At 57.8% G+C, this 19,640-nt stretch carries 16 protein-coding genes and 1 tRNA gene; 8 read left to right on the top strand and 9 right to left on the bottom strand.

What is annotated here, in order from left to right:
* Positions 1–520: 520 nt before the first annotated feature.
* A complete protein-coding gene (locus tag RDL66_RS00745; RefSeq protein ID WP_308534576.1) occupies positions 521–1,633 on the bottom strand; it encodes a DUF4428 domain-containing protein in 1,113 nt (370 codons plus the stop codon).
* A gap of 285 nt (positions 1,634–1,918) precedes the next feature.
* Here RDL66_RS00745 and RDL66_RS00740 point away from each other — a divergent pair, with 285 nt between their 5' ends.
* Entirely contained in the window at positions 1,919–3,154 is a 1,236-nt protein-coding gene (locus RDL66_RS00740) for an SPFH domain-containing protein (RefSeq protein WP_308534575.1), read from the top strand.
* Between the two features lie 266 nt (positions 3,155–3,420).
* Here the strand turns inward: RDL66_RS00740 and RDL66_RS00735 are convergent, their stop codons facing one another.
* On the bottom strand, positions 3,421–3,969 hold the full coding sequence (locus tag RDL66_RS00735) for a low molecular weight protein-tyrosine-phosphatase (protein ID WP_308534574.1): 549 nt from the start codon (positions 3,967–3,969) through the stop codon (positions 3,421–3,423).
* Between the two features lie 178 nt (positions 3,970–4,147).
* On the opposite strand from RDL66_RS00735, the gene RDL66_RS00730 reads away from it, so the two are divergent.
* Together RDL66_RS00730 and RDL66_RS00725 are read left to right on the top strand one after the other, a co-directional pair.
* A tRNA-Pro gene (locus RDL66_RS00730) sits at positions 4,148–4,221 on the top strand.
* Between the two features lie 939 nt (positions 4,222–5,160).
* Positions 5,161–6,345: a DUF6688 family protein gene (locus RDL66_RS00725; RefSeq protein WP_308534573.1), complete on the top strand. Its 1,185-nt coding sequence runs from the start codon at positions 5,161–5,163 to the stop codon at positions 6,343–6,345.
* Between the two features lie 250 nt (positions 6,346–6,595).
* Here RDL66_RS00725 and RDL66_RS00720 read toward each other — a convergent pair whose 3' ends face one another.
* Both RDL66_RS00720 and RDL66_RS00715 read right to left on the bottom strand, forming a co-directional pair.
* A complete protein-coding gene (locus RDL66_RS00720; RefSeq protein ID WP_297591277.1) occupies positions 6,596–7,636 on the bottom strand; it encodes a trypsin-like serine protease in 1,041 nt (346 codons plus the stop codon).
* Between the two features lie 2 nt (positions 7,637–7,638).
* Positions 7,639–8,595: a DUF418 domain-containing protein gene (locus tag RDL66_RS00715; RefSeq protein ID WP_308534572.1), complete on the bottom strand. Its 957-nt coding sequence runs from the start codon at positions 8,593–8,595 to the stop codon at positions 7,639–7,641.
* A gap of 445 nt (positions 8,596–9,040) precedes the next feature.
* On the opposite strand from RDL66_RS00715, the gene RDL66_RS09010 reads away from it, so the two are divergent.
* Positions 9,041–9,421, top strand: a complete 381-nt coding sequence (locus tag RDL66_RS09010) for a transposase (RefSeq protein WP_374042880.1) — start codon at positions 9,041–9,043, stop codon at positions 9,419–9,421.
* Positions 9,418–9,918, top strand: a complete 501-nt coding sequence (locus tag RDL66_RS09005) for an IS3 family transposase (RefSeq protein WP_374042879.1) — start codon at positions 9,418–9,420, stop codon at positions 9,916–9,918. The genes RDL66_RS09010 and RDL66_RS09005 overlap by 4 nt, the downstream gene beginning before the upstream one ends.
* On the opposite strand, the gene RDL66_RS00705 is transcribed toward RDL66_RS09005, so the two are convergent.
* On the bottom strand, positions 9,915–11,150 hold the full coding sequence (locus RDL66_RS00705) for a metallophosphoesterase (RefSeq protein WP_308534594.1): 1,236 nt from the start codon (positions 11,148–11,150) through the stop codon (positions 9,915–9,917). The genes RDL66_RS09005 and RDL66_RS00705 overlap by 4 nt on opposite strands.
* A gap of 43 nt (positions 11,151–11,193) precedes the next feature.
* Entirely contained in the window at positions 11,194–13,521 is a 2,328-nt protein-coding gene (locus tag RDL66_RS00700) for a transglycosylase domain-containing protein (protein WP_308534570.1), read from the bottom strand.
* A 243-nt stretch (positions 13,522–13,764) separates the two neighbouring features.
* On the opposite strand from RDL66_RS00700, the gene RDL66_RS00695 reads away from it, so the two are divergent.
* Together RDL66_RS00695 and RDL66_RS00690 are read left to right on the top strand one after the other, a co-directional pair.
* Complete coding sequence (locus tag RDL66_RS00695) at positions 13,765–14,124, top strand: WhiB family transcriptional regulator (RefSeq protein ID WP_308534569.1); 360 nt, start codon at positions 13,765–13,767, stop codon at positions 14,122–14,124.
* Positions 14,125–14,199: 75 nt separating this feature from the next.
* A complete protein-coding gene (locus tag RDL66_RS00690) occupies positions 14,200–14,358 on the top strand; it encodes a DUF4177 domain-containing protein (RefSeq protein WP_282922509.1) in 159 nt (52 codons plus the stop codon).
* 33 nt (positions 14,359–14,391) lie between these two features.
* Here the strand turns inward: RDL66_RS00690 and RDL66_RS00685 are convergent, their stop codons facing one another.
* The 3 genes from RDL66_RS00685 to RDL66_RS00675 all read right to left on the bottom strand — a co-directional run bounded on the left by RDL66_RS00685 (position 14,392) and on the right by RDL66_RS00675 (position 18,288).
* Positions 14,392–15,312 carry a Crp/Fnr family transcriptional regulator gene (locus tag RDL66_RS00685; protein WP_308534568.1) on the bottom strand — a complete coding sequence of 307 codons (921 nt, stop codon included), beginning with the start codon at positions 15,310–15,312 and terminating at the stop codon, positions 14,392–14,394.
* A gap of 40 nt (positions 15,313–15,352) precedes the next feature.
* Positions 15,353–16,534 carry a hypothetical protein gene (locus RDL66_RS00680; RefSeq protein WP_308534567.1) on the bottom strand — a complete coding sequence of 394 codons (1,182 nt, stop codon included), beginning with the start codon at positions 16,532–16,534 and terminating at the stop codon, positions 15,353–15,355.
* Between the two features lie 140 nt (positions 16,535–16,674).
* Positions 16,675–18,288 (bottom strand): hypothetical protein, encoded by a 1,614-nt coding sequence (locus RDL66_RS00675; protein ID WP_308534566.1) that lies wholly within the window; start codon positions 18,286–18,288, stop codon positions 16,675–16,677.
* Positions 18,289–18,474: 186 nt separating this feature from the next.
* On the opposite strand from RDL66_RS00675, the gene RDL66_RS00670 reads away from it, so the two are divergent.
* The gene (locus RDL66_RS00670) at positions 18,475–19,626 is read left to right on the top strand and encodes a hypothetical protein (protein ID WP_308534565.1); all 1,152 of its coding nucleotides are present in this window, start codon (positions 18,475–18,477) and stop codon (positions 19,624–19,626) included.
* The last annotated feature ends 14 nt before the right edge of the window (positions 19,627–19,640 follow it).

The following is a 19,640-nucleotide window of genomic DNA, read 5'->3' as shown; positions in this document are numbered from 1 at the left end:
TTAAGAAAATTTAAATCATTGGTATGAAACATTGAAATAGCGCGGAAAAGTCGGCATTTAGATAAAGTTCAAATGTCCTAACATACTCTCTATGGAGAAAACATTTCAGGTGACAAATAATATCTAATCTGAGTTAATCCAGTTAATAGATTTGAAAAAGTCGAAATTATTTATGAATAAATGCTGAATGTCTCACAGGATTCATACTAACGCGGATTGTCTATGAGTAAAGGCTGAGTAAAAAGCTGAGTACTCGCCCTATTTCGGCGTGTCCGGCTATGCAAGGAGAGTCACTCTGGCAACCTCACCACCCGGACTTATGCCAGAACAAAACCTCAGCAAAGCCGGGAGTTGTGGCAATCACATTCACCGCTACGTAAAAGGAAGTGTCTGATCCGGAGTTTGCCGGGAAAACCAGCGGGGGCCTCCTCATGGAGACCCCCGCTGAATGTACGAACCTCACTCCATAGGTTCGCTGCGCATCTGGGATTTCAATGGGCTGGCGCCCTGTTTGGGGTTTTCAATAGACTTTGGTGCCACAGCTGCCGCAGAATTGCCCGTCCACCGGGGCATTACAGGCGGGGCAGTTTGTCGGATGCGCACTCTGAGCTGGTGCCCCGCCCATCTGAGCACCCATACCCTGCGAGGGAACTGTCCCCATCTGGGGCTGGGGCATCGGCATAGCACCGGGCATCCCGGGCTGGGGCATCCCCGGCTGCGCCATACCTGGTTGTGGCATACCTTGCTGAGGCATACCCATGCCGCCGGCCATCATGCCCCCAGCCATAGGAGCCATGCCCGGCTGACCCATAGGCTGGCCCATCATGCCCGGCTGCATACCAGGCTGCATCGTCCCCATGGGCTGGCCCATCATACCCGGCTGACCCATCGGAGCCCCCATGCCGCCAGCACCGGCGCGGAGCTGGGCGAGGGCCTGAATAGTCTGCTGAGCTTCTTGCAACTTTTGCATATCGTTACCGGCCCCAAAGAACGAGCCGCGCAACCGCACTTCTGGCCAGAAACGGTTGGTGGTGCCCACCACCATGGTGATTTCCGTGACTTCGGAAGGCATCCCCGCGTCGTTGATCTGATTGCCGACGGAACGGAAATACTGAGCCATTCCCGAACCATTGACGAACATATTGGCTGATTGGGAGTTCAGTTCACCGCCCATCGCCCCCATCATTCCCATGCCGCTGCGGCGTGAACCCGAGGAATCGCGATCATACTGGTCGGGGATACCGTCGTCGTCCTCATCGTCTGCGATGGAATCGTAATGAATTTCCGCATAGAAATTTCCCAGTTCGTTAAAGGCAAACACTTGGGCGTTGCCCTGCTTGTAGTCGCGTCCGATCTTAAACCGAAACCAGCCGTGGGTGTCGTCAAGTTCCAGGCAACCTCCGGTCCCAATCGAGCGAGTGACTTGGAACTGGGCGGAACGTTCTTTGTTCGCCTCGCGCAGCGCCAGGTGTTCATTCACGTCCGCGACGGTGCGTTGCTTCCACCCCGAGGACAAGTCGGAGAGTTTTTTCTTGCAATCCCCGCACAGAAAGCCGTCTTGCAGCTTTTGTTTGGTGAGCATTCCGGCCTTTTGAGAACACAGCGCGCATTCTTTTGCATCAAATAAACCCATGATTTCCTCCTTGGTATTGACTCCCACTGCGGGGTTTTCCACCCCTATGTTTTCAGCGCCCCCGCCCAAAACGAACACCCAAATGGGTGAAAACCCGGACGCACCACCCTTGTGATCGTTCACGCTTTCCCGAAAAATGCCCGGTCGACACAAACCCAGCTGAGTTTTCACCCTTTTGGGTGTTAAATCATCTAGATTTTTAGTGAAAGCTGGAGACGAATCAGCCGGGTAGTCAGCGAGGCGACCCGAGTGGACTGTTGAAAACACCGACATTAGGAGGAAAACATGGGCTTGATTCAGGCGGCAGCAGGCGCTATCGGCGGGACTTTAGCGGATCAGTGGGTGGATGCCATCGCCGCACAAGACATGGGGGAAGGTATCGTCTTTACCAAGGGTGCCCAGATGCGCCAAGGCGGGCGCGGGTCTAACAAGCGCGGCTCCGAGGACATCATCACTGACGGCTCTAAGCTGCTGGTTTATGACCGTCAAGCGTTGCTGGTTACTGATTCGGGCAAGATTGTGGACTTTTCCACCGAGCCGGGCGCGTACACGTTTAACTCCGGTTCGGCGCCGTCGCTGTTTACCGGGAGCTTGGGCGATGCGCTGAAAGAGACTTGGAATCGTTTTAAGTTCGGCGGCACTCCTTCCGGGGCGCAACAGGCTTTTTACGTCAATCTGCAGGAGATTAAGGGTATTAAGTTCGGTACTCCTAACCCGGTGCAATACTTTGATAATTTCTATAACGCCGAGCTGTTCCTGCGGGCTCACGGCACCTATTCCATTCGCATTGTCGACCCGTTGAAGTTCTATGCTGAGGCGATTCCGCGTGATGCCACGCACGTGCATATCGATGAGATTAAGGAACAGTACCAAAACGAGTTCCTGGAGGCGTTGCAGGTTTCCATCAACCAGATGAGCGTGGACGGAATCCGCATTTCCCAGGTCACCTCCAAGATGAGCGAGCTGTCGAAGTATATGCGCGACGCTTTGGACGCCGAGTGGCTGCAACAGCGCGGTATCGAGGTTCAGGCCGTTGGTATTGCTTCGATTTCTTACGATGAACAGTCGCGCAAGATGATTGATATGCGCAATCAGGGCGCGATGCTTCAAGATCCCACGATTCGCGAGGGGTTTGTGCAAGGCTCCGTGGCGCGCGGTATCGAGAACGCCGGGTCGAACCCGGCGGGCGCGGGTATGGCCATGATGGGTGTCGGCATGGGGATGCAGGCCGGCGGCGGTTTCATGGGGGCGGCTTCGGCTTCGAACCAGGCGCAGATGCAGCAGCAGGCGGCGCAGCAGGCTCAGCAGGCCGGGGCGGCGGGTGCTGCGGGTGCGGCCGGTGCGGCTTGGGCTTGCGATTGCGGGGCGCAAAACACCGGCAAGTTCTGTTCTAACTGCGGTAAACCGCAGCCGGCGGCCCCAGCTGGGGGCGCCGGAGGCTTTTGCTCGAACTGCGGGGCAAAACTCCCCGACCCCAAACCAAAGTTTTGTGCAAATTGCGGAAACGCTCTCTTGGGTTGAGGGTGAAACCCTCAACCCAAGAGAGCGTTTCCGTAACAGTGTGAGACCGGCATAAAAGCAATGTCCAGTGGACATTGCGCCGGTCGAACTCCAAACAGAAAACACGCCAGAGCGTTTCCGTAACAGTGTGAGACCGGCATAAAAGCAATGTCCAGTGGACATTGCGCCGGTCGAACTCCAAACAGAAAACACGCATTGGGTTGACGGCAACCGCCGTCAGTTCAAGAGAGCGTTTCCGTCACAGCGTGAGACCGGCAAGCCGGGGCCTAACGCCCTTCTGCCCCTCCGGCCTTGTGCCAGCGCAACAGACCCTGAACACCGGACTCCACGACCGCCAAAGTGCGATAGAACCCGTCCTGGTTCCCATACCAGGGGTCGGGCACGTCCGCGTGGCCTCCGGAAGAATACTGGTCGGAATACCCTGGCGACGATTGCAGGTAATCGTTGATGGAGCCGAAAGGCACGGTGCCGTCGAATTCTCTCCACAGGTGCAGTTTGTCGGCGCTGACCCCAGCTGTTGCCATCATGCGCCGCAGAATGCGGGCGTGACCTGTGGTCATAGCCAGCACAAGGTCGGCCTCCCGTAGTTCAGCGGTGGTGGCGCGGTGGGCGAAGTGGCTGGCGGGCAGGGTATAGCCGGCTTCGCGTAGGACTTTTGCCGCGCGCCGATCCAGACCGTGGCCGTGCTCTTCGTCTGAGGTTCCTGCTGAAGATACGCGCAGGTCAAGCCCCTCTAGCTGGGCAGTTTCGCGCAGGACGATTTCAGCCATCGGGGAGCGACAGATGTTGCCGGTACAAACGACGAGGATATTCACGGGTCGATTGTATCGAAAGCCGCGAACGTGGCACTCTAGGGGCGACTGCGCCACCTGGGCGATGCTTGTTAGTGCATGGCAGTTTCTGATGGGACTCATGGCGCGGCGCGGATTTTCGGACCGGTCGCGATTTCTGATATTTCCGTTCATCTGTATAATTGAGGGGTTGCAAAACGCACGGGGTGTGGCGCAGCTTGGTAGCGTGCTTCGTTCGGGACGAAGAGGCCGCGGGTTCAAATCCCGCCACCCCGACTCCGGTCAAGGTAAGCACCTTGACCGGTTTTGTTTTGCCCGCGAAGCGGGCTAGTTGCGCGACACAGCCGCGTCGCAAGCATGCTTGCGTAAGCGAGCTGGGGCCGCGCAACGTAGCCGCGGACGCAGTCCGCGGCAAAACAAAACCGGAAGGTATTTGCCGCTTCGGCTAAGGGGCATGCAATCGCGCAGCGATTGCGAATACCCCGACGGAGGAGCGGAGCGAACCTCGACGGCTGAGTTTTCGACTAAGTGGCATGCAATCGCTTAGCGATTGCGAATACCCCGACAGGGTGTGAGTGAAGCGAATACCCCGACCAGGGCAAACGCCCACAATATAGCCAAAAAACCGGCTTAAACCCCCAACACGGGAGGGTTAAAGGACAAATTGTGTGTTTTTTATCCGGGTTTTTCGTTGTGGTAGAGCTTTAAAGTCAGGTTGAAAGTTGGTTTGGCTGAACTTTGGGGTCGGTCAAATTGTGTGTCTGTTTTCCCGTGTTTTGTTTGCGTTGGCGGGGAAAGTCGGGTTGATAGTTGGTCGGTTCATGAAGCGTACTGGGTTTTGTTCCTACTCGTTTTTGAGAGGATTAGGGATATGTCTAAGAGATATTCTCAGGAGTTTAAGGATCGGGCGGTGCGTATGCTCGTAGATTGCTTGGCTAGAGGGCTAACCCGCGGGGCTCCACTCGTTCTAGGGCGACTTATAGTAGTAATCGACAATATTTGCTAACCACGCGCATATACTGGGCGCGACTTCGAGCTATTTGGAGTCGCGCCCGTTACGTGTGCGACATCAACGGAGCTAAGCACTATATGGCCGGTAAAGTCCTGCGCTAGTTCAATGGTCTAGAAAACGCGTGTATCATGTCTTGCAGGACAGGAGGACAAGTTAAGCTGTACCGCTACGCCAGCAAGCACCCCTCTTTTTCGCGAATCGTTTTGGCTCTGTTGATCGGAATCACCGGAGCGATTGCCTACCTCGTATCCCAACCTCCTTCAGGCGCAAGTCAGATTCTCGGGCAGATTCTGGTTGGAGGAGCCCTCGTCGCGCTCGCGGCCGGTTACCCAGTAGCGCTGACTGTCAGCCAAATAATCCGTGCGGCCAAAGCGGGGAGTGGTAAGGACCTGCCGGTTCTCGATGCGGGCCTGGACGTTTGGACCCTGTGTGTCATAGCGGTTTATGAGTTCGGATACCTAGGGTTCTTCAAAGAGGTTGTGCCTACTGCGGACTGGCACGTCCAGCTGGTAAACTACCAAACCCACGCGCCGATTTACACGCGGGCATGGCCACACGTGCTGTTCATCGCGCTACTGTTCGTACTCGGATTCCTCCTTTTGCGGTTTAACGAAGCCAGACAGTTGCCGCCCCTCGTAGTTGTGATTGCGATTGCGGGGCTCTACTTGGGCGTTGTGTTCGGCCTGGTGTGGACTATCCAGATCACAACTTTTGAAACCCCCCTAGACGCACTGCTGATTCTTCCTTTGTTGGCTGTGCTTGCGATTGTGGTGAAAATAGTTGCAATCCAAGTGCGCGCCTACGAAGCTGATGGAGATAGACGAGGCCGCATCGACAGCTCCTCGGTATTGAGCAAACTCGACGCAATGGTGGCTGACGCGAAGCGCTGGCCGCTTCTAGGGTTCGTGGTGGCGCTCCCGCTCCTTGCCGTGCTGGTCGGGATTCTAGCTTTGTTTGGGCAATCGCCGAGCATGGTGGTGAGGGCATTTACGGAGACCAGTGACTGGAACCTGTCACAGCAGGTTGCCCCGCAAAACGTGTATTTTGACGAACACTACCTTTGCACTGTGGCCGCCGGCGGACACCGAGCGGTGGTAAAACCAATCCGCATGGGCCTGCGTCATGGCCGGCCGGTGGTTGTGAATCGCCAGCTTCTTGTGGCCAATGCGTTTGAGCAGGTACTGGAAGAGCGTGTGCCCAGAACCCATCGGGTTATTCGGCGCTTATATGACACGTATGGCTTCCCGGTTGCCAAGCTGATCAGATCGCAGTGGGCGGCTGATGCTGTGTGGTTTTTGATGAAACCAGCGGAGTGGTTCTTCCTGGCCGTCCTCTATCTGAATGATCGTCATCCGGAAGATCGCATAGCCCTCCAGTACACGGCCTAACGGAGCCGTACACTTTTAACGCCCGTGTTCCGTGACCCGAGCACGGATTGAGCCAGGTTTCGGTTACTGGCTTTCTATAATCTTCCTGTTGGTTCAGCAATGCTGATCGGTTGTGAACTTCAGTAGGCAAGGGGGTCAGATACGGGTCGCATGACTGTAAAAGAGCTAATGTTTGAAGCCGCCACCCAGTTTTCTGGGAGACGGCTTCAAAGGGTGAAATGCTATTCGCTAGACAGTCCAGTAGGAATCCTTACTGGCGCGCATTGCGGATACGTGAGCCGATTGCTCCCACCGCAAGGCCTACGAGTGCGATCGCAAGGTAACCCCAAATATTATCGCCACTGGTTTGAATGTTCTTTGGCGGTGCAGGAGTGTTTTCTGCAGTTAGAACGCTTTGGGTGTCGCGGCCAGAGACAATGTTGTCGATCCATTCGGCGGTGCCTGCAACTGTGGTGATTGCAGCACTAGGGGAGGGAAGGTCCGGATCCCCATTGGCAGTTCCAGCGGTAGCAAGTCCCGCAAGCTTTCCGTCGACAAAGAACGGGCCACCAGAGTCACCGCCCTGCATGCCAGCTCCAGAAACTGACTGCACATCCAAGATAGAGGTTTCGATCCTAGGCTGTATGGAGTTGTCGGCTGGGACTTCCGACATCCCCTCAGGATTAGACTCGGTTTGGCTGGATTCTGACATTCCAGGTTTTGACGGTAGAGCCTGTGGCGGGGCAGTCTCTGTAGACGCATCAGCGCCGGTAGGTGCCTTGGAATCGGAAGGAGTTTCGGGAGCACTCGGCGTGTCAGAACCGGAAGGTGCGCCACCTAGTAGCTCTTTGACAACCATTTTGGCCATTGGTAGCTGTCCAGATCGTGCCATTGACGAGCTGCTACTCCAACCGTAAAGAGTTCCCGTCTGACCTGGGGTTGGAATATCGTGGGAGATTTTTGCGGGGGTTGCGTTAGTCACTTTCTCAGTCAGGTGAAGTAACCCCGCGTCAGATGTGGGCGAAAGAGCCCAGGAATCAGCGTTGTAGACTTTTCCAGCGATGCGTGCCTGGGTGCCTTCATTGTTGACTGACTCTAGACAGTGGCGCGCTGTGAGTACCCACTGGTCGGCAATGAGTGTGCCTGTGCAGTCACCAAAGCTGCCGATTTTGCCCATTTTGAGCGCGGCAACGGAACTGCTTTCCGCATTATCGGGCGCCGGATCTCCATATTCGAGTGCGAGAGCCGGAGTGGCAGTCATTAGAAGGACGGCGCTGGCAATGGTCGCGATCGAAAAAGATGTTTTTTTCACGGTTAATTCCCTTTCTTAGAAGGAACAATGGCCTTGATCGTGGTGGCAACGAGTTTCTCAGCAGGACCCTGTCCTGCAAACTTCTTCCAGAGGCTGGCTGCGACGAGGAAGAATACGATGAAACCGATTGCTGACAAAGTGGAATGCAACACGACATTTTGCTGCCAGTAGAAAGCGGTGAGAATGTGCAGAATGTAAATGGTTAGCGACATTGTTCCCATGGCAGCGAAAGGGTAAACCAAGGTTGAAGAGAGATCGCCTATGAGCACACATAGGTGGATCACTACGGCTGCAACGGCAACGGAGAGGATAATCTCTCCGGCAACACCGGTGTGACCGGTAAAGCTGAGCCAGCTGGGAATGTCTGGGTCAAATCGGAAGTAGATGCCGATACCAGCGATGACAACGCTGATAGCGGTTACGATCCAGCTCAGTCGAGTGTTAGGGTTGCTGTTCTCATCGGGGTTGCGCTGTAGTCGGCCGCGCAGGTACACATCGAAAAGAAGCATGCCACCGATGAAGTATGCAATCCATGCCAATAGCGGATAAATCTGTGGCAGTTCGATGGGGGCGTAAACGATTGTTGCGGCGATTGTGGCGGCAATAAATAGACCGAGCCTCCACCACGTTCCCAATGCGGGCATCCAGGAAACTAGGATCATTACCAGGCCCATTACGATGAGAACCAATTGGATTTGTCCACCCACGGGCAGTAGTGCCAGGCCGATGAGGATGATTAAAGCGCCTCGGGCTATCAGCCGCAAGAAAGTGGTGCTGGTGTAGTTTCGTCCAATAATCATCATCGTCGCGCCGGCGATGATGGCAAATAATGATGCGGGTAGGCCAGAGAGTATTACTTTGGTACTCCAAAGTAGCGAGGCCATGTGGATAACTATCATTCCGATGATCGCGAGTGAGCGCGCTACATCAAGCCCCACGATTCGTGAAGGTTTAGACACTCAGTTCCCTCCTTTACTAATACTTTAGCGAACTGTTATTTGGTTAAAAATACTCCCTAAAACCGACGTGTCAAATTATAAATAACTGCCAAATCTGGCAAAATATTTAGAGAATTCTGAGTGTCTTTTGGTTTTTATTTTGACAGTTTGCGATAGCAAATCGAACGCGGGATTCCATAACACCAGTAGGCGGTTGCCATCCAAGACTCAGTTTTGATCTTATGAGAATGTGTAGAAGATGCTTCTATTCAAGGCTGACCTTGGCATGGAAGAAAGCGTGATGCCGTGATGGATTTGCTTACGATTTCGCCTCAGGTTCTGCATACGATCCGTTGGTTTCATTCATGCAGGTTAGACACCCAGGGGATGAGGGAGTTAAAAGCTCCCGTCTAATGCGAATATTTAATGCAGCTGGGGCGTACCAAAAGGCACGCCCCAGCGCTATGTGATTGTTGAAGTGAAGCGTACTGGGTTTTGTTCCTACTCGTTTTTGAGAGGATTAGGGATATGTCTAAGAGGTATTCTCAGGAGTTTAAGGGATCGGGCGGTGCGGTTGCTTTCTGATCGGTTGGCTGCTGATTGTTCGTGTTCGCAGTGGAGGGCGGTTAATGAGATAGCTGTGAAGCTGGGGATCGCAAACGAGTCACTGCGCCGCTGGTATGAGCAGCATTTGGTTGTTACGGGTGAGCGGCAGGGGTTCACGCGTGAAGAGCATGAGGAAATCAAACGTCTCAAACGCGAGAATGCGGAACTGCGTAGGGCGAATGAGATTTTGAAAACTGCTTCGGCTTTTTTCGCAGCGGAGCTCGACCGTCCGGCCCGATGATGATTGCTTATATTGACGAATATAGGGGTCGTTTCGGGGTCGAGCCGATTTGCCGGACACTGGGTGCGAGCCTGGAAGGAGGGTTTATTACCTCTCGCGGCTACCGGCTAGCGAAGAGCAGACCAGCAAGCGTCAGGAGCGTTCGTGATTGGATTCTTGCTGAAGAACTACGCGAGATTCACGCACACAATTTTGGTGTCTATGGTATTCGTAAGATGTGGCACGCAGCCAGGCGCGCGGGCTGGGATATTGGTCGTGACCAGGTCGCTCGACTCATGAAAATCGCTGGGATTGTTGGTGTTCGCCGGGGACGCACAGCAATAACAACCAGACCCGCTCAAGTACTAGATTCTCGCCCGGAATTGGTGAATCGGCAGTTCACGGCCAGTAGGCCCAACGAACTGTGGGTTGGGGATATCACGTATGTTCGAACCCTATCCGGGTTCGTGTATACAGCGTTCGTAACCGATGTTTATAGCCGAAAGATTGTAGGCTAGGCGGCGACCAGCTCAACGATGTAGGCCACCGGCGGGCAAAACACGCGCCAGGGGGTGAATGGCGAGGTCCCCAGGCCGGGGCTGACGCAGACGGTCATGCTCGCCCGGTCAGGTTCCCCAGTTTCGCTTTCGCGTCCGGGGCATGTATCGGCTTGCCACTCGAACAGGCCGGAAGCGAACTGGGGATCCAAATCACAGTTCGTCACCAGGGCGTGTCCGCCCGGTAAACAGACCTGCCCCCCGTGCGTGTGCCCACAAAACACCAGGTCGGTGCCGTCTGAGAGGAACTCATTGAGTACGCGTGCATAAGGGGCGTGGGACAGTCCCAGGCGGACGCTGCGGTTGGTGGCCCGCAAGTATTCATTGGAAAAGCCGACCTCACCGCCACTTGTGACCCCGGCTCTACCCGACACACCAGCGCTTGCCCCACCCTGGTGCGATCCGTCACCGCTTGTGACCTCACCACTCGCGACCTCGCCGCCTTGACCGCTCCGGCCCGCGCCACCAATCGAACCTAGTGAGCTTGAACCGCCGGCCTCAAAACCAACATAACGGTCGCGGCGCCCGTGCGGGTCGTTAACCCCGCTGAACTCCAGGCGCACCCCGCGCACATCCAAGCTGCCGTTCGCGTTATTGAGGTCCAACCAGCCGGAATCGGCCAGCAGCCGGCTGAGATGATTGCCCTGACCAGGCTCGCCGATCCGTTTGACGCCCGCGGGACCCGCCCCGGATTTTTCACTGGTATTCCATAAATACTTCAACGGATTGCCCACGCGACTGGCAAAGAAATCATGATCGCCGAACACGTAGGCTCCCGGCACCCCCGAATCGATAAACGGCTGGAGCGCCGGGGTCACCAAATAATCATCCCCATAACTCGACGACAGCATATCCCCGGTCAAAACAACCAGGTCAAAGTCCGTTCCTGCCCGTTTAGCCAGCACGCGCAACCAGCCGACCAAATCCTCACGGCCGCGATAAAAATGCGTGTCCGACAGGTGCAAAATCCGCAACCCCGGAAAGTGTGGCGTGCCCGCCACCCCGAAACGCGGCGCTGTTGCCTCCGCCTCCGGCGCAGCGATGGAACGTAAAGCCCGTCCGGGCACGGGAACAGTCACATGACGCAGCTGGTAGGAGCGGGAGGCGCGCGCTGCAGTCCACGCCACGGCTCCTGCCGCCAGCGCCCCGACTTTCATTGCGGTCCAGGTCCGTGTCCACGAGGAGGAATCCATAGGGTCTGCCTTCACTTTCCTTGTGCGCCGGTTATTTTGTTAGTTATTGTGCCGAGGGTGCGGGCTGGGCAGGAGGCGCCGGCTGGGTGGGCGCTGGAGGCTGCGGGGCAGGTGGCGCCGGGGTGTTGGCGCCAGGATTTGCTCCGGGGTTCCCCCCGCTCTCACCGGGGGTGGTTCCCGGATTACCTGCGCCGCTACCGGGGGCCGCCGGGCTGGCCGAATCTGAAGGCGTGGGAGTGGGACTCTCCTCAGTCTTGGGCTTGTAGCCCCCGCCCACAAACACGCCGGTAGAGCCGAGATTTACTTTCGGCAGGGGCTGGACCGGAACTCCCTGCAAGGCGGCAGTCATAAAAGTTCCCCAGGTCGGGGCCGCGATGGAGGAACCGTAGAGGGAACCGTAGTAGCGTCCCCCGATAGTTTGGTGACCCACCGGGATATTCGCGTTCGCGTGCCCGACCCACACCGCGGCCGCCAGTTGGGGGACAAAGCCCACGAACCAGGTGTTTTCGTTATGGTCGGTCGTGCCAGTCTTGCCTGCGGCCGGTCGGGGAATAGCAGCGGACCGCCCGCCGGCATGCAGAACTCCCTCCAAGGTCACAGCCACTTTATCGGCCACGTCGGGGGTTAGAACCTGGTGACAGTTCGCGTCTGGCACATCGTAAGATTTCCCGGAGGAATCCGTGACGGAAGTAATGCCGATGGGATTGCAATAGACTCCGTGGGCGGCAAAGGTTGCGTAGGCATCTGCCATCTGTAGCGGGGGAGCGGAGCCGGCACCGATTACGAAAGAGGGGTTTGGCTTGAAGGGCGAACCATCAGGTTCGTTCACCCCCATCTTGGCGGCGGTTTTCGCGATGTCGCACAAGTCTAGTTTGGTCGCCATGTTTGCGAACACGCCGTTGATGGAGTTCGCGGTGCCGGCCGCAATCGTCATCGCGCCTTTCTTGGCGCCGCCGGTTTCGGAGAAGTTCCAGGTGTTGGCCAGCTCCGGGGCACAGGAAATCTTCCAGTCTTTGGCGGGAATGCTGTAGCGTCCCCCGGCTTGGTCATAGCCGCCGTACCCGTCGATATACCACTGGGTCAGGGTAAACACTTTGAAAGTCGATCCGGTCATGAAACCGGCCGAACCGCCGTGAGCGTAGTCGGCGTTGTAAGAGTTTTCGGTCACCGCGTTGTTGCCCGGGTCGACACCGTAGTTAGTGTTTTGGACCATGGCTTTGATTTTGCCGGTGCCCGGTTCGACGCTGGACAGGGCAATCTTTACGTCAGAAGGGTCGCCCACCGGGATGCGTCCGGTAATTGTTCTGTAGGCGTCATCTTGAGTTTTCGGGTCGAGGGTGGTTTTGATGTTGAGCCCGCCGCGCAGCAGCAAGCGTTGGCGTTCCGCATAGGTGGCGCCGAACTCTGAGGAGGAGAGGATTTCCCCTACCACCCAGGCGCAAAAATATGAGGCGTTACCGGCCAGCCCACACCCCTGCTGCTGGTTCGAGACATGCAGCAGTTCCGAAACTGGTATTGACTTGGCTTTTTTGGCCTGTTCCGGGGTGATGTATCCGTCGCGAGCCATCGCGTCCAGCACCAGCCCCTGGCGTTTGGTGGCGGATTCGGGGTGCGCAATAGGGTCGTGCCCGTTGGGGGACTGGGGAATTCCCGCAAGCAGGGCGGCTTCGGCGAGGCTGAGGTCTTTGGCAGGCTTAGAGAAATAGTGCTGGGCGGCCGCTTCCACCCCGTAGACCGAGGGCCCGAACTGGGCAATATTCAGGTAACCTTCCAGGATTTCGGACTTGGTCATCTTTTGTTCCAAGCTCATGGCCAGTTTGGCTTCCCGGGCTTTACGTTCCAAAGTCGCTTCGCTGGCGTCTTCAATCATGTCCGGATCTCCGGACACCCGGCCCTGCTCAATGAGCAGGTTTTTCACGTATTGCTGGGTCAGGGTCGAGGCGCCCTGCAAGTCGTTGCCAGCCAGGTTAGACAGGATAGCTCGGCTCATACCCTCTATGTCGACGCCCTTGTGTTCCAAGAACCGCCGGTCCTCGATGGCGATAACCCCTTGTTGCAGGGTTTTGGCGACTTGCGCCAGAGGGATCACGATGCGGTTTTCCGCATAGAACTCGGCAATGGGGGTGCCGTCAGCAGCGGTGATGATGGATTTCATGGAGGGCTGCGAAGTGGTGAAGTCGGCGGGCAGGTCGTCGAGGGTTTCGGCACCTTTCGCGCTGACGATAGCAGCGGCGCCGACCACAGGCAGGGCCAAACCAGCGGTGAACACGCCCGCCACCGCGCTTGCCGCCACAAAAGCTACCAAAAGGGCGAGCACTCGCGATTTACGGGTCTTGGACAGTGCGGAAGTTGAACTAGCTGCTTTCCCCATAGGTCAATCCTAAAGGTCGGGCGTGATTCTTTCTAAATTAAACTCAGGCAGCACCACCTGAAAACGTCACCTGGCCGCTTTTGGGCAAAGATTTTTCACGCTCCTGGTGATGATTGGAAAAAGACTCAGTATGCTCAGGGTAAAATCTGTCCCGGAAAATTTACAAAAAATCACCCTTGAAATTCCTTTGACCGGCGGCTAAGGTGTTAAAGGCAAGCTGGCTTTCGAGAAAGAAAGATTCATATGTCAGTCAATGGAGACCAAACATGGGCAGCTAAAGCACTGTGTGCAGATTGCCCGCCGGATCAACTTTTTGTTCAAGGTGCAGCCCAACGTGAAGTCCGTTCTATGTGTTACGGATGCCCCGTCCGCTTGGAATGCCTAGCCGATGCGCTAGATTCCCGCGCTTCTTTCGGGGTTTGGGGCGGTTTGACCGAACGGGAGCGTCGCGCCATGTTGCGCCGTTATCCCGAGGTGCGTTCCTGGGAAACCTGGCTGCGTGAAGCCGATGATGAGCTAGCGGCGGAGCTGCGCACCAAGCACGCCCCCCACGTGCTGGCTCACGTTCGCGCCTCGCGCCGTCCAGCAGCGCTCTCAAAGTAGCTTTCACCAGTGTTTATGTCTCAAGAGTGAGGCGGTCGGTTTCCGGCTCGACCCGCCACGGTTTAGGCTGAGTTCATGACGAAGTGGGAATACTTGACGGCACCGGTGATGGTGCACAATACGAAAGCGATTCTGGACCAATTCGGCGCGGACGGTTGGGAACTGGTGGCGATAGTGCCCGGGCCGGGCGGTGGGGATTCCCTGGTCGCTTACTTCAAACGCCCCTTGGCGTAGCTCGGTGCCGTCTGCGGGGGTGCCGCGTTTGTTCTACGAGGCCCGATACCGCAGCCGCTCCTCATTCATAATGATGATTGACCTGCGCTTTTGAACAATCCAGCCGCGGGCGATAAAGTCTGCCAGCACCTTGTTGGCCGTCTCTCGGCTGGCTCCGGCCATTTGTCCTAACTCCAGTTGAGTCAGTCCGTGCGGTAGCCGCACCCCGCCGACAGGAAAAGCGGCTCGAGGCGGGTTTCCGCTGCTTGTGACCGCGGCGGGAGGCGCCATTTGTCCTGACATTTGCCCTCCGGTGAGGCTTTCCTCGGTTGGTCGGGGTTGGTTTGCGGTTTCGGCTTCCAACGGTTGTCCGAACCGCTCCATCAGTTCCAGCAGTGCCGCCGCGATACGTCCCGGCACGTCCACGTCCCGCAGGGCCATAGTGCGCTGGTAGAGCAGCTCAGTTTGCCGGTTCAGGGCGCGTAGCAGCTCCAGGTGCAGTCCCTGGTGTTTTGCCAAGTATTCCCGGGCATCCGTCACTAAGACCCAGTCCAGGTGTACCGGTTCCAGGGTGGTTGCGGTGGCAAACCAGGTTCGAGCTGCGTTTTGTCCCGCTGAACGGTGGGTACTGTTGGGGGTGGCGTTTCCCGAATCGTCGGGCTGTTTCGGTGCGGCGGCAGAGCGCTGGACAGAATTGGAATCGTCAAATTCCTCCACAGGGTCATCCGTGAGGGCGTTGAGGCCGAATGTGTCGGTTGGTCCCAGGACTTCCAGCAGGTGATCGCGGCCCATAGAAGTGGCGCGGGTCAGCTTAACTTTCCCCGAGTGCAGGTGAAAAATCCGGTCTTGGACGCTACCCTCGGCAGCCAGGCGAAAACGTGGATCCAAATCGGCCTCACGCGCTCTGGCGCCCAGTCCCGCCACCACCTCGGCCCACACTGCGCCGAGGCCTGCTAAACCGCTGTTTCGTGCCACCGAAGACTTCCTCGTCTAAACTCTGGATTGCCGCCTGGGGCTAAGCGTTTTCGGCGCGAGCCAAAGCCTTGTCGGCGATTTGGTCAACCCGGCCCTTGCGGCGGGCGGAATGTCCCACCACGCCAATCATTATCAACAGGATGCCGATGACGAGGAATTGTCCCGATGCCCCGGCTGACTCAATGAGGTAACCCAGCACCTTCAACGCCATCACCGGGCTGTCCTGCATTCCCTGCAAACTGGTGCCTACCGCACTTTTCATCGCTCCCGGAACCACCACGAAGGCGCCGCCCAGGACGGTAAATAAGATTCCCGACACGAACATTCCCAGCGAGGACAGTCGCACAAAGCTCCCGATGACTATGACTGCCACCAGACCCAGAATCAGGAAGACGAGCCCTTCCACAGAATATTTGCCCGTATCCCAAGCGGAATGGTTTGAACCGTAGAGCAGTCCTCCCGCGTGGCGCAGGAATGCCCACGCTAGGGGCACCCCGATGAGGCTAATCAGCAAGGACCAGGCGTGCGCCCCGGCCCGGCTGATTTTCGCCGGTTTGATGGAGGCTCCGGCCAGCATCGTGGATTCATTGAGCTTTTTGTCTTCGTTACCCAAAAGTTCTGGTTGACGTGGTTGCCATTGTGGGTCGACTTCCTCCGGGGTTTCGTTGGCGGCGTCTGTCGGTGCCGCGCCAGCCCCAGGGGCCGCTTCGGGTTCCGTTCCCAAGAGGGATTTGCGGCGCACCACCGTGGTTTCCAGTTCCTCGGTGGGTTGCGCGGGCGCCGTATCCGGAACATCAGAGTCAACCACGTCAGTGGGAGAATCTTTAGTTTCCGCCATAGTTTCTTCGTTCAAGAAAGAGGACCAGGCCTGCGTAGAGGTGTCACTCATCGAGTCAGGTTCCGGCTCGGGTTCCGGCGCGGGGGCGTCTCCCTCTGTCACTGGAGCCTGCGGGGTAACCAAGTTTTCGTCGTTATCTGAACCAACGGTGGTTGACTGACCCTCGGGTTCGCTGTCCTCAACCGGGTCGCTAACTGGCTGCTCGGCGATTGGTTCAGTCTGCGGGTCTGCCTCCGGGTCGATATCGGAGTCTTCGCCGGACTCGGCAAAAGCCTCAGCCCAAGCCTTGGCGGCATCAACTTCCTCGTCCAAGGTCTTATCGGCGTCCTCGGATGAGTCGCGCAGGTAGTCAGGCAATTCTGCCGGCTGATTTTCTTCGGTCACGGGAGTCTCCCTTCGTCAGTCACCTCGGAAAACACGTTAGCGCACGAACCCAGCCAATCTCACCAGGCGCGCTGGGGAAAACCGAAGAAAGCAACGAAAAAACCGGGGCAAACCCCTTGTGAACACCGTGGAAAAACCGGCTAGGACTGGACGGCGAGGTCTGCCTTTTCGTCGCGTTGCCCGGCTTGCCGGCACCACCACAACGTCAAAGCGCAGGCAATGAGCACAAAACCGAAGGTCGTCAGCGGTCCACCGGAAACGTGCATGGAGGCCGTGAGGTGGTCCGAAAGGAACCTGACCAGGCGTTCGGCCCACCCAGAAGTTGAGGCCTCGCCGAAAGCCAGAATTATACCGGGGATAATACCGCAGGTCACGCCCGCAAACAGTAAGCCGGCGGCGGAGCGGGAACCCGAATAAACCGCTATGAACAGCATGAGGATGCCCAGAATCGGCAGCCCGTAAGTCGCGACCGCCGGTAACTTGGACAAATGTCCGGTGGCTCCGGTGATAATCGCCAAACGGTCATGCAGTGGGATTAGCGCTAGCATTCCCGCAATCGTGCAGATGACAGCCACCACAATCGCCAGAATGTGGTTCTTCAGGCGTGACGGCGGGGCGATGGGAGCGCCAGGTTCGCGGTCGTTAATTTCGCGGAGCTGATGCTCCTGCAGGGCAAAGTCCCGCCCCTCCAGATAGGCAATCTGAGACGCCAAAGATGCCCCGACCATGACTATTGCCATGGTGGGGAATAATCCGGATGCTGTCAACGTGGAAACTCCATCGAGGAAATCCCACCACAGCGAGTACTGCGAGGCTCCTGTCAAAGTGTCGTTGTGGGTGGCGACCAAGCCGCGAATCGGGCTGGCCAGGACGGTCAGCAACACTGGCCAGAGCGCAGAAATGGCCCAGGACAGTGACGAATAGTAGCCCGTGACCACGCCGGTTATTGACAGCAGCGCGGTTCCGGCCAAGATTTCAAAAATCCCCAAAAAGATGGCGACAACTCCCGCGCCGTAACTGGCGTCCATTACGGTTTTCGTACCCCAAATCAGGAACATCATCGAGATGGGCGCCACCAGTAGGCCGGTGAGAATCCCGATGAGGTTGGCGCGCAAGGTGCTGGGTGGAGGATTCGGGGCTCCCGTTTTCGCTAGGGTACGAGACTGATCGCGCAGGTAAGCCAACCGTTTCCAGGTGCCGGGGCGCTTGGAGGGTGCCTCCGGGGGGGCGGGTTCGGGGCTCAAGTCCTCGGGGACCTGTTCGACTTCGTTTTGAGCTGCGGCGGCAGCGAGTTCGATCCGCCAAGCTGCGGCTTCGGCCTCATCGATGCCTACGTCCGGCAAGACGGTCGGGGTGCCGGCGGCGGTCGGGGTGAGCGGAGCGGGGTGGGACTGGGCGGGTTGAGCGGGCTGAGCGGGCTGGGGTGAGGGAATCACCGGGGATACTGCGCCCTCGGGATTTGCCTGACCGGGCTGGACGTTGGGTTGTGGGGTCGCGGCGCTCTGCCCCGGGGGAGTCACCAATCCGCGCCGCACCGCGGAACGGGACGGCAACACTCGTGGCTGAACCGTTTTTTGGCTCGAAAGCTGGGAGGGAACAGGCGGATTGCCAGATGTTTGCGCAGGCTGCAAGGAATTAGCCGGGGCCTGCGGGCGGGCATGAGGAGGCGCCGGTTGCTCCTGGCGGCGGCGCTGCGAGCCGCCGGTCTGCCCGGGAACCGGATTCCTGGGAGGCTGTGGAAGGTTATCGGACACCGAGCCATTGTATAACGCGGGGCTACAGCGATACTTAACTTCCCCAAAATTGGGTCAAGTTTTAGCGGTTTTCCCAGTTTGTGCCATGTTTTATTGAGTTATCCACAAGGCCGCGATTTCGGGGTTTTCCACAGGTAAAAATTTTTCTGCTTTTGCCATGCCGGTCGGGGACGAAAACTGGGGGGCATGGTCAATACCTCCAAAACGGTGACGCTGCTGTGCGAACCGCACGAGAAAGCGTGGCGGGAGCAGCTCGAAATGCTCGCTACGCTGGCGGGCGCCGATTTGCGGGTCATAGCACCGCGAAACTGGTCCGGGACGTGGCCCGGCCCGGTCTTTTGCTCTACCCAAGCGGCTGCCGCCTGTCCAGGCAGGCTCGCGGGGGGAACCTACCTGGTGAGTCTGCAAGGTGAGACCAGCGGGGGCGCAGAGGCCGGGCCCGCTCTGGTGTTGCCCGCTGATGAACGCGAAGTGCTGAGCCTCATGCTCCAGCAGTCCGGCAACGCTTTCACCGTGGCGGTTCGCGGCCTGGTGCCCGGAGTCAATACGACGGTCATTGCGGGGTTGCTGGCGCGCGCCCTCGCGGTGGCGGCAGAGGGCGAAACCGGTAGCGAACACACTCGTGAACACACGCGAGAAAGCGGGCGTAACCGAAACAGAGGGCTCGGGGGCAGCTATGCGACCGGTCGCGACTCTATTGGCGACGGCGAGGGGCACAGCGGCACTCCCCCGGTTTGTTGGGTGGACTGCAGTGGCTCCTACCTGCCCTTAGACGCCTGGGTGGCGCCGGTCAGCGGGGCGGATTTGGATTGGAACGCTTGGCAGGTTACGGGACAAATTCCGGGGTTTCGCGCGGCGGCGGGACTGCCGACGTGGGAAAACGTAGCGTTGCTGGGCGGTTCGGGGTCCCTAGTCCGTGCCGAAACTGTTCCGGGTGTGATGCGCGATTTGGCGGGGATTTTCCCGTGCCTAGTACTGGATTTGGGTTCCGGCGCCGGCGCGCAGGTGCTATCCGGGGCGGGGATGCCGCGCGGAACAGTGGGGACGGATGCTGTCGTGTGGGTTGCGGATTATTCCCGGGCGGCGCTGCTGGCTTGGGAAACGCTACCCCCGGACTTGCCCTGCCCCGCACACCTCGTCGTGGTTCCGGGCGGAGGTTTGCCCCCGCGTCAAGCCCGCCGGGCATTGCGCGGAATTCACCCAGAAATCGCCGTTTCAGACTGGTCCTATTCGGCACGCATTTGGGACAGTTTCGGCTGTGACGGGCTCATCGCCCCGCTGCCCCGAAAAGTGGCGCACCTCACAGAGAACCTCGCGGCAAGTCTGCTGCATTTGTAACAAAGGACACGACG

The organism is uncultured Mobiluncus sp. (assembly GCF_902488535.1).
In the GTDB taxonomy this organism is placed as follows: domain Bacteria; phylum Actinomycetota; class Actinomycetes; order Actinomycetales; family Actinomycetaceae; genus Mobiluncus.
Note: the sequence above shows the minus strand (reverse complement) of the source record. Positions and strands in the feature narration are given on the sequence as shown.

Coding starts and splice junctions, on each gene's coding strand:
- RDL66_RS00745 (WP_308534576.1), bottom strand. CDS start 1,633: ATGGGTTTATTTGATGCAAAAGAATGCGCGCTGTGTTCTCAAAAGGCC.
- RDL66_RS00740 (WP_308534575.1), top strand. CDS start 1,919: ATGGGCTTGATTCAGGCGGCAGCAGGCGCTATCGGCGGGACTTTAGCG.
- RDL66_RS09005 (WP_374042879.1), top strand. CDS start 9,418: ATGATGATTGCTTATATTGACGAATATAGGGGTCGTTTCGGGGTCGAG.
- RDL66_RS00705 (WP_308534594.1), bottom strand. CDS start 11,150: ATGGATTCCTCCTCGTGGACACGGACCTGGACCGCAATGAAAGTCGGG.
- RDL66_RS00700 (WP_308534570.1), bottom strand. CDS start 13,521: ATGGGGAAAGCAGCTAGTTCAACTTCCGCACTGTCCAAGACCCGTAAA.
- RDL66_RS00695 (WP_308534569.1), top strand. CDS start 13,765: ATGTCAGTCAATGGAGACCAAACATGGGCAGCTAAAGCACTGTGTGCA.
- RDL66_RS00690 (WP_282922509.1), top strand. CDS start 14,200: ATGACGAAGTGGGAATACTTGACGGCACCGGTGATGGTGCACAATACG.
- RDL66_RS00670 (WP_308534565.1), top strand. CDS start 18,475: ATGGTCAATACCTCCAAAACGGTGACGCTGCTGTGCGAACCGCACGAG.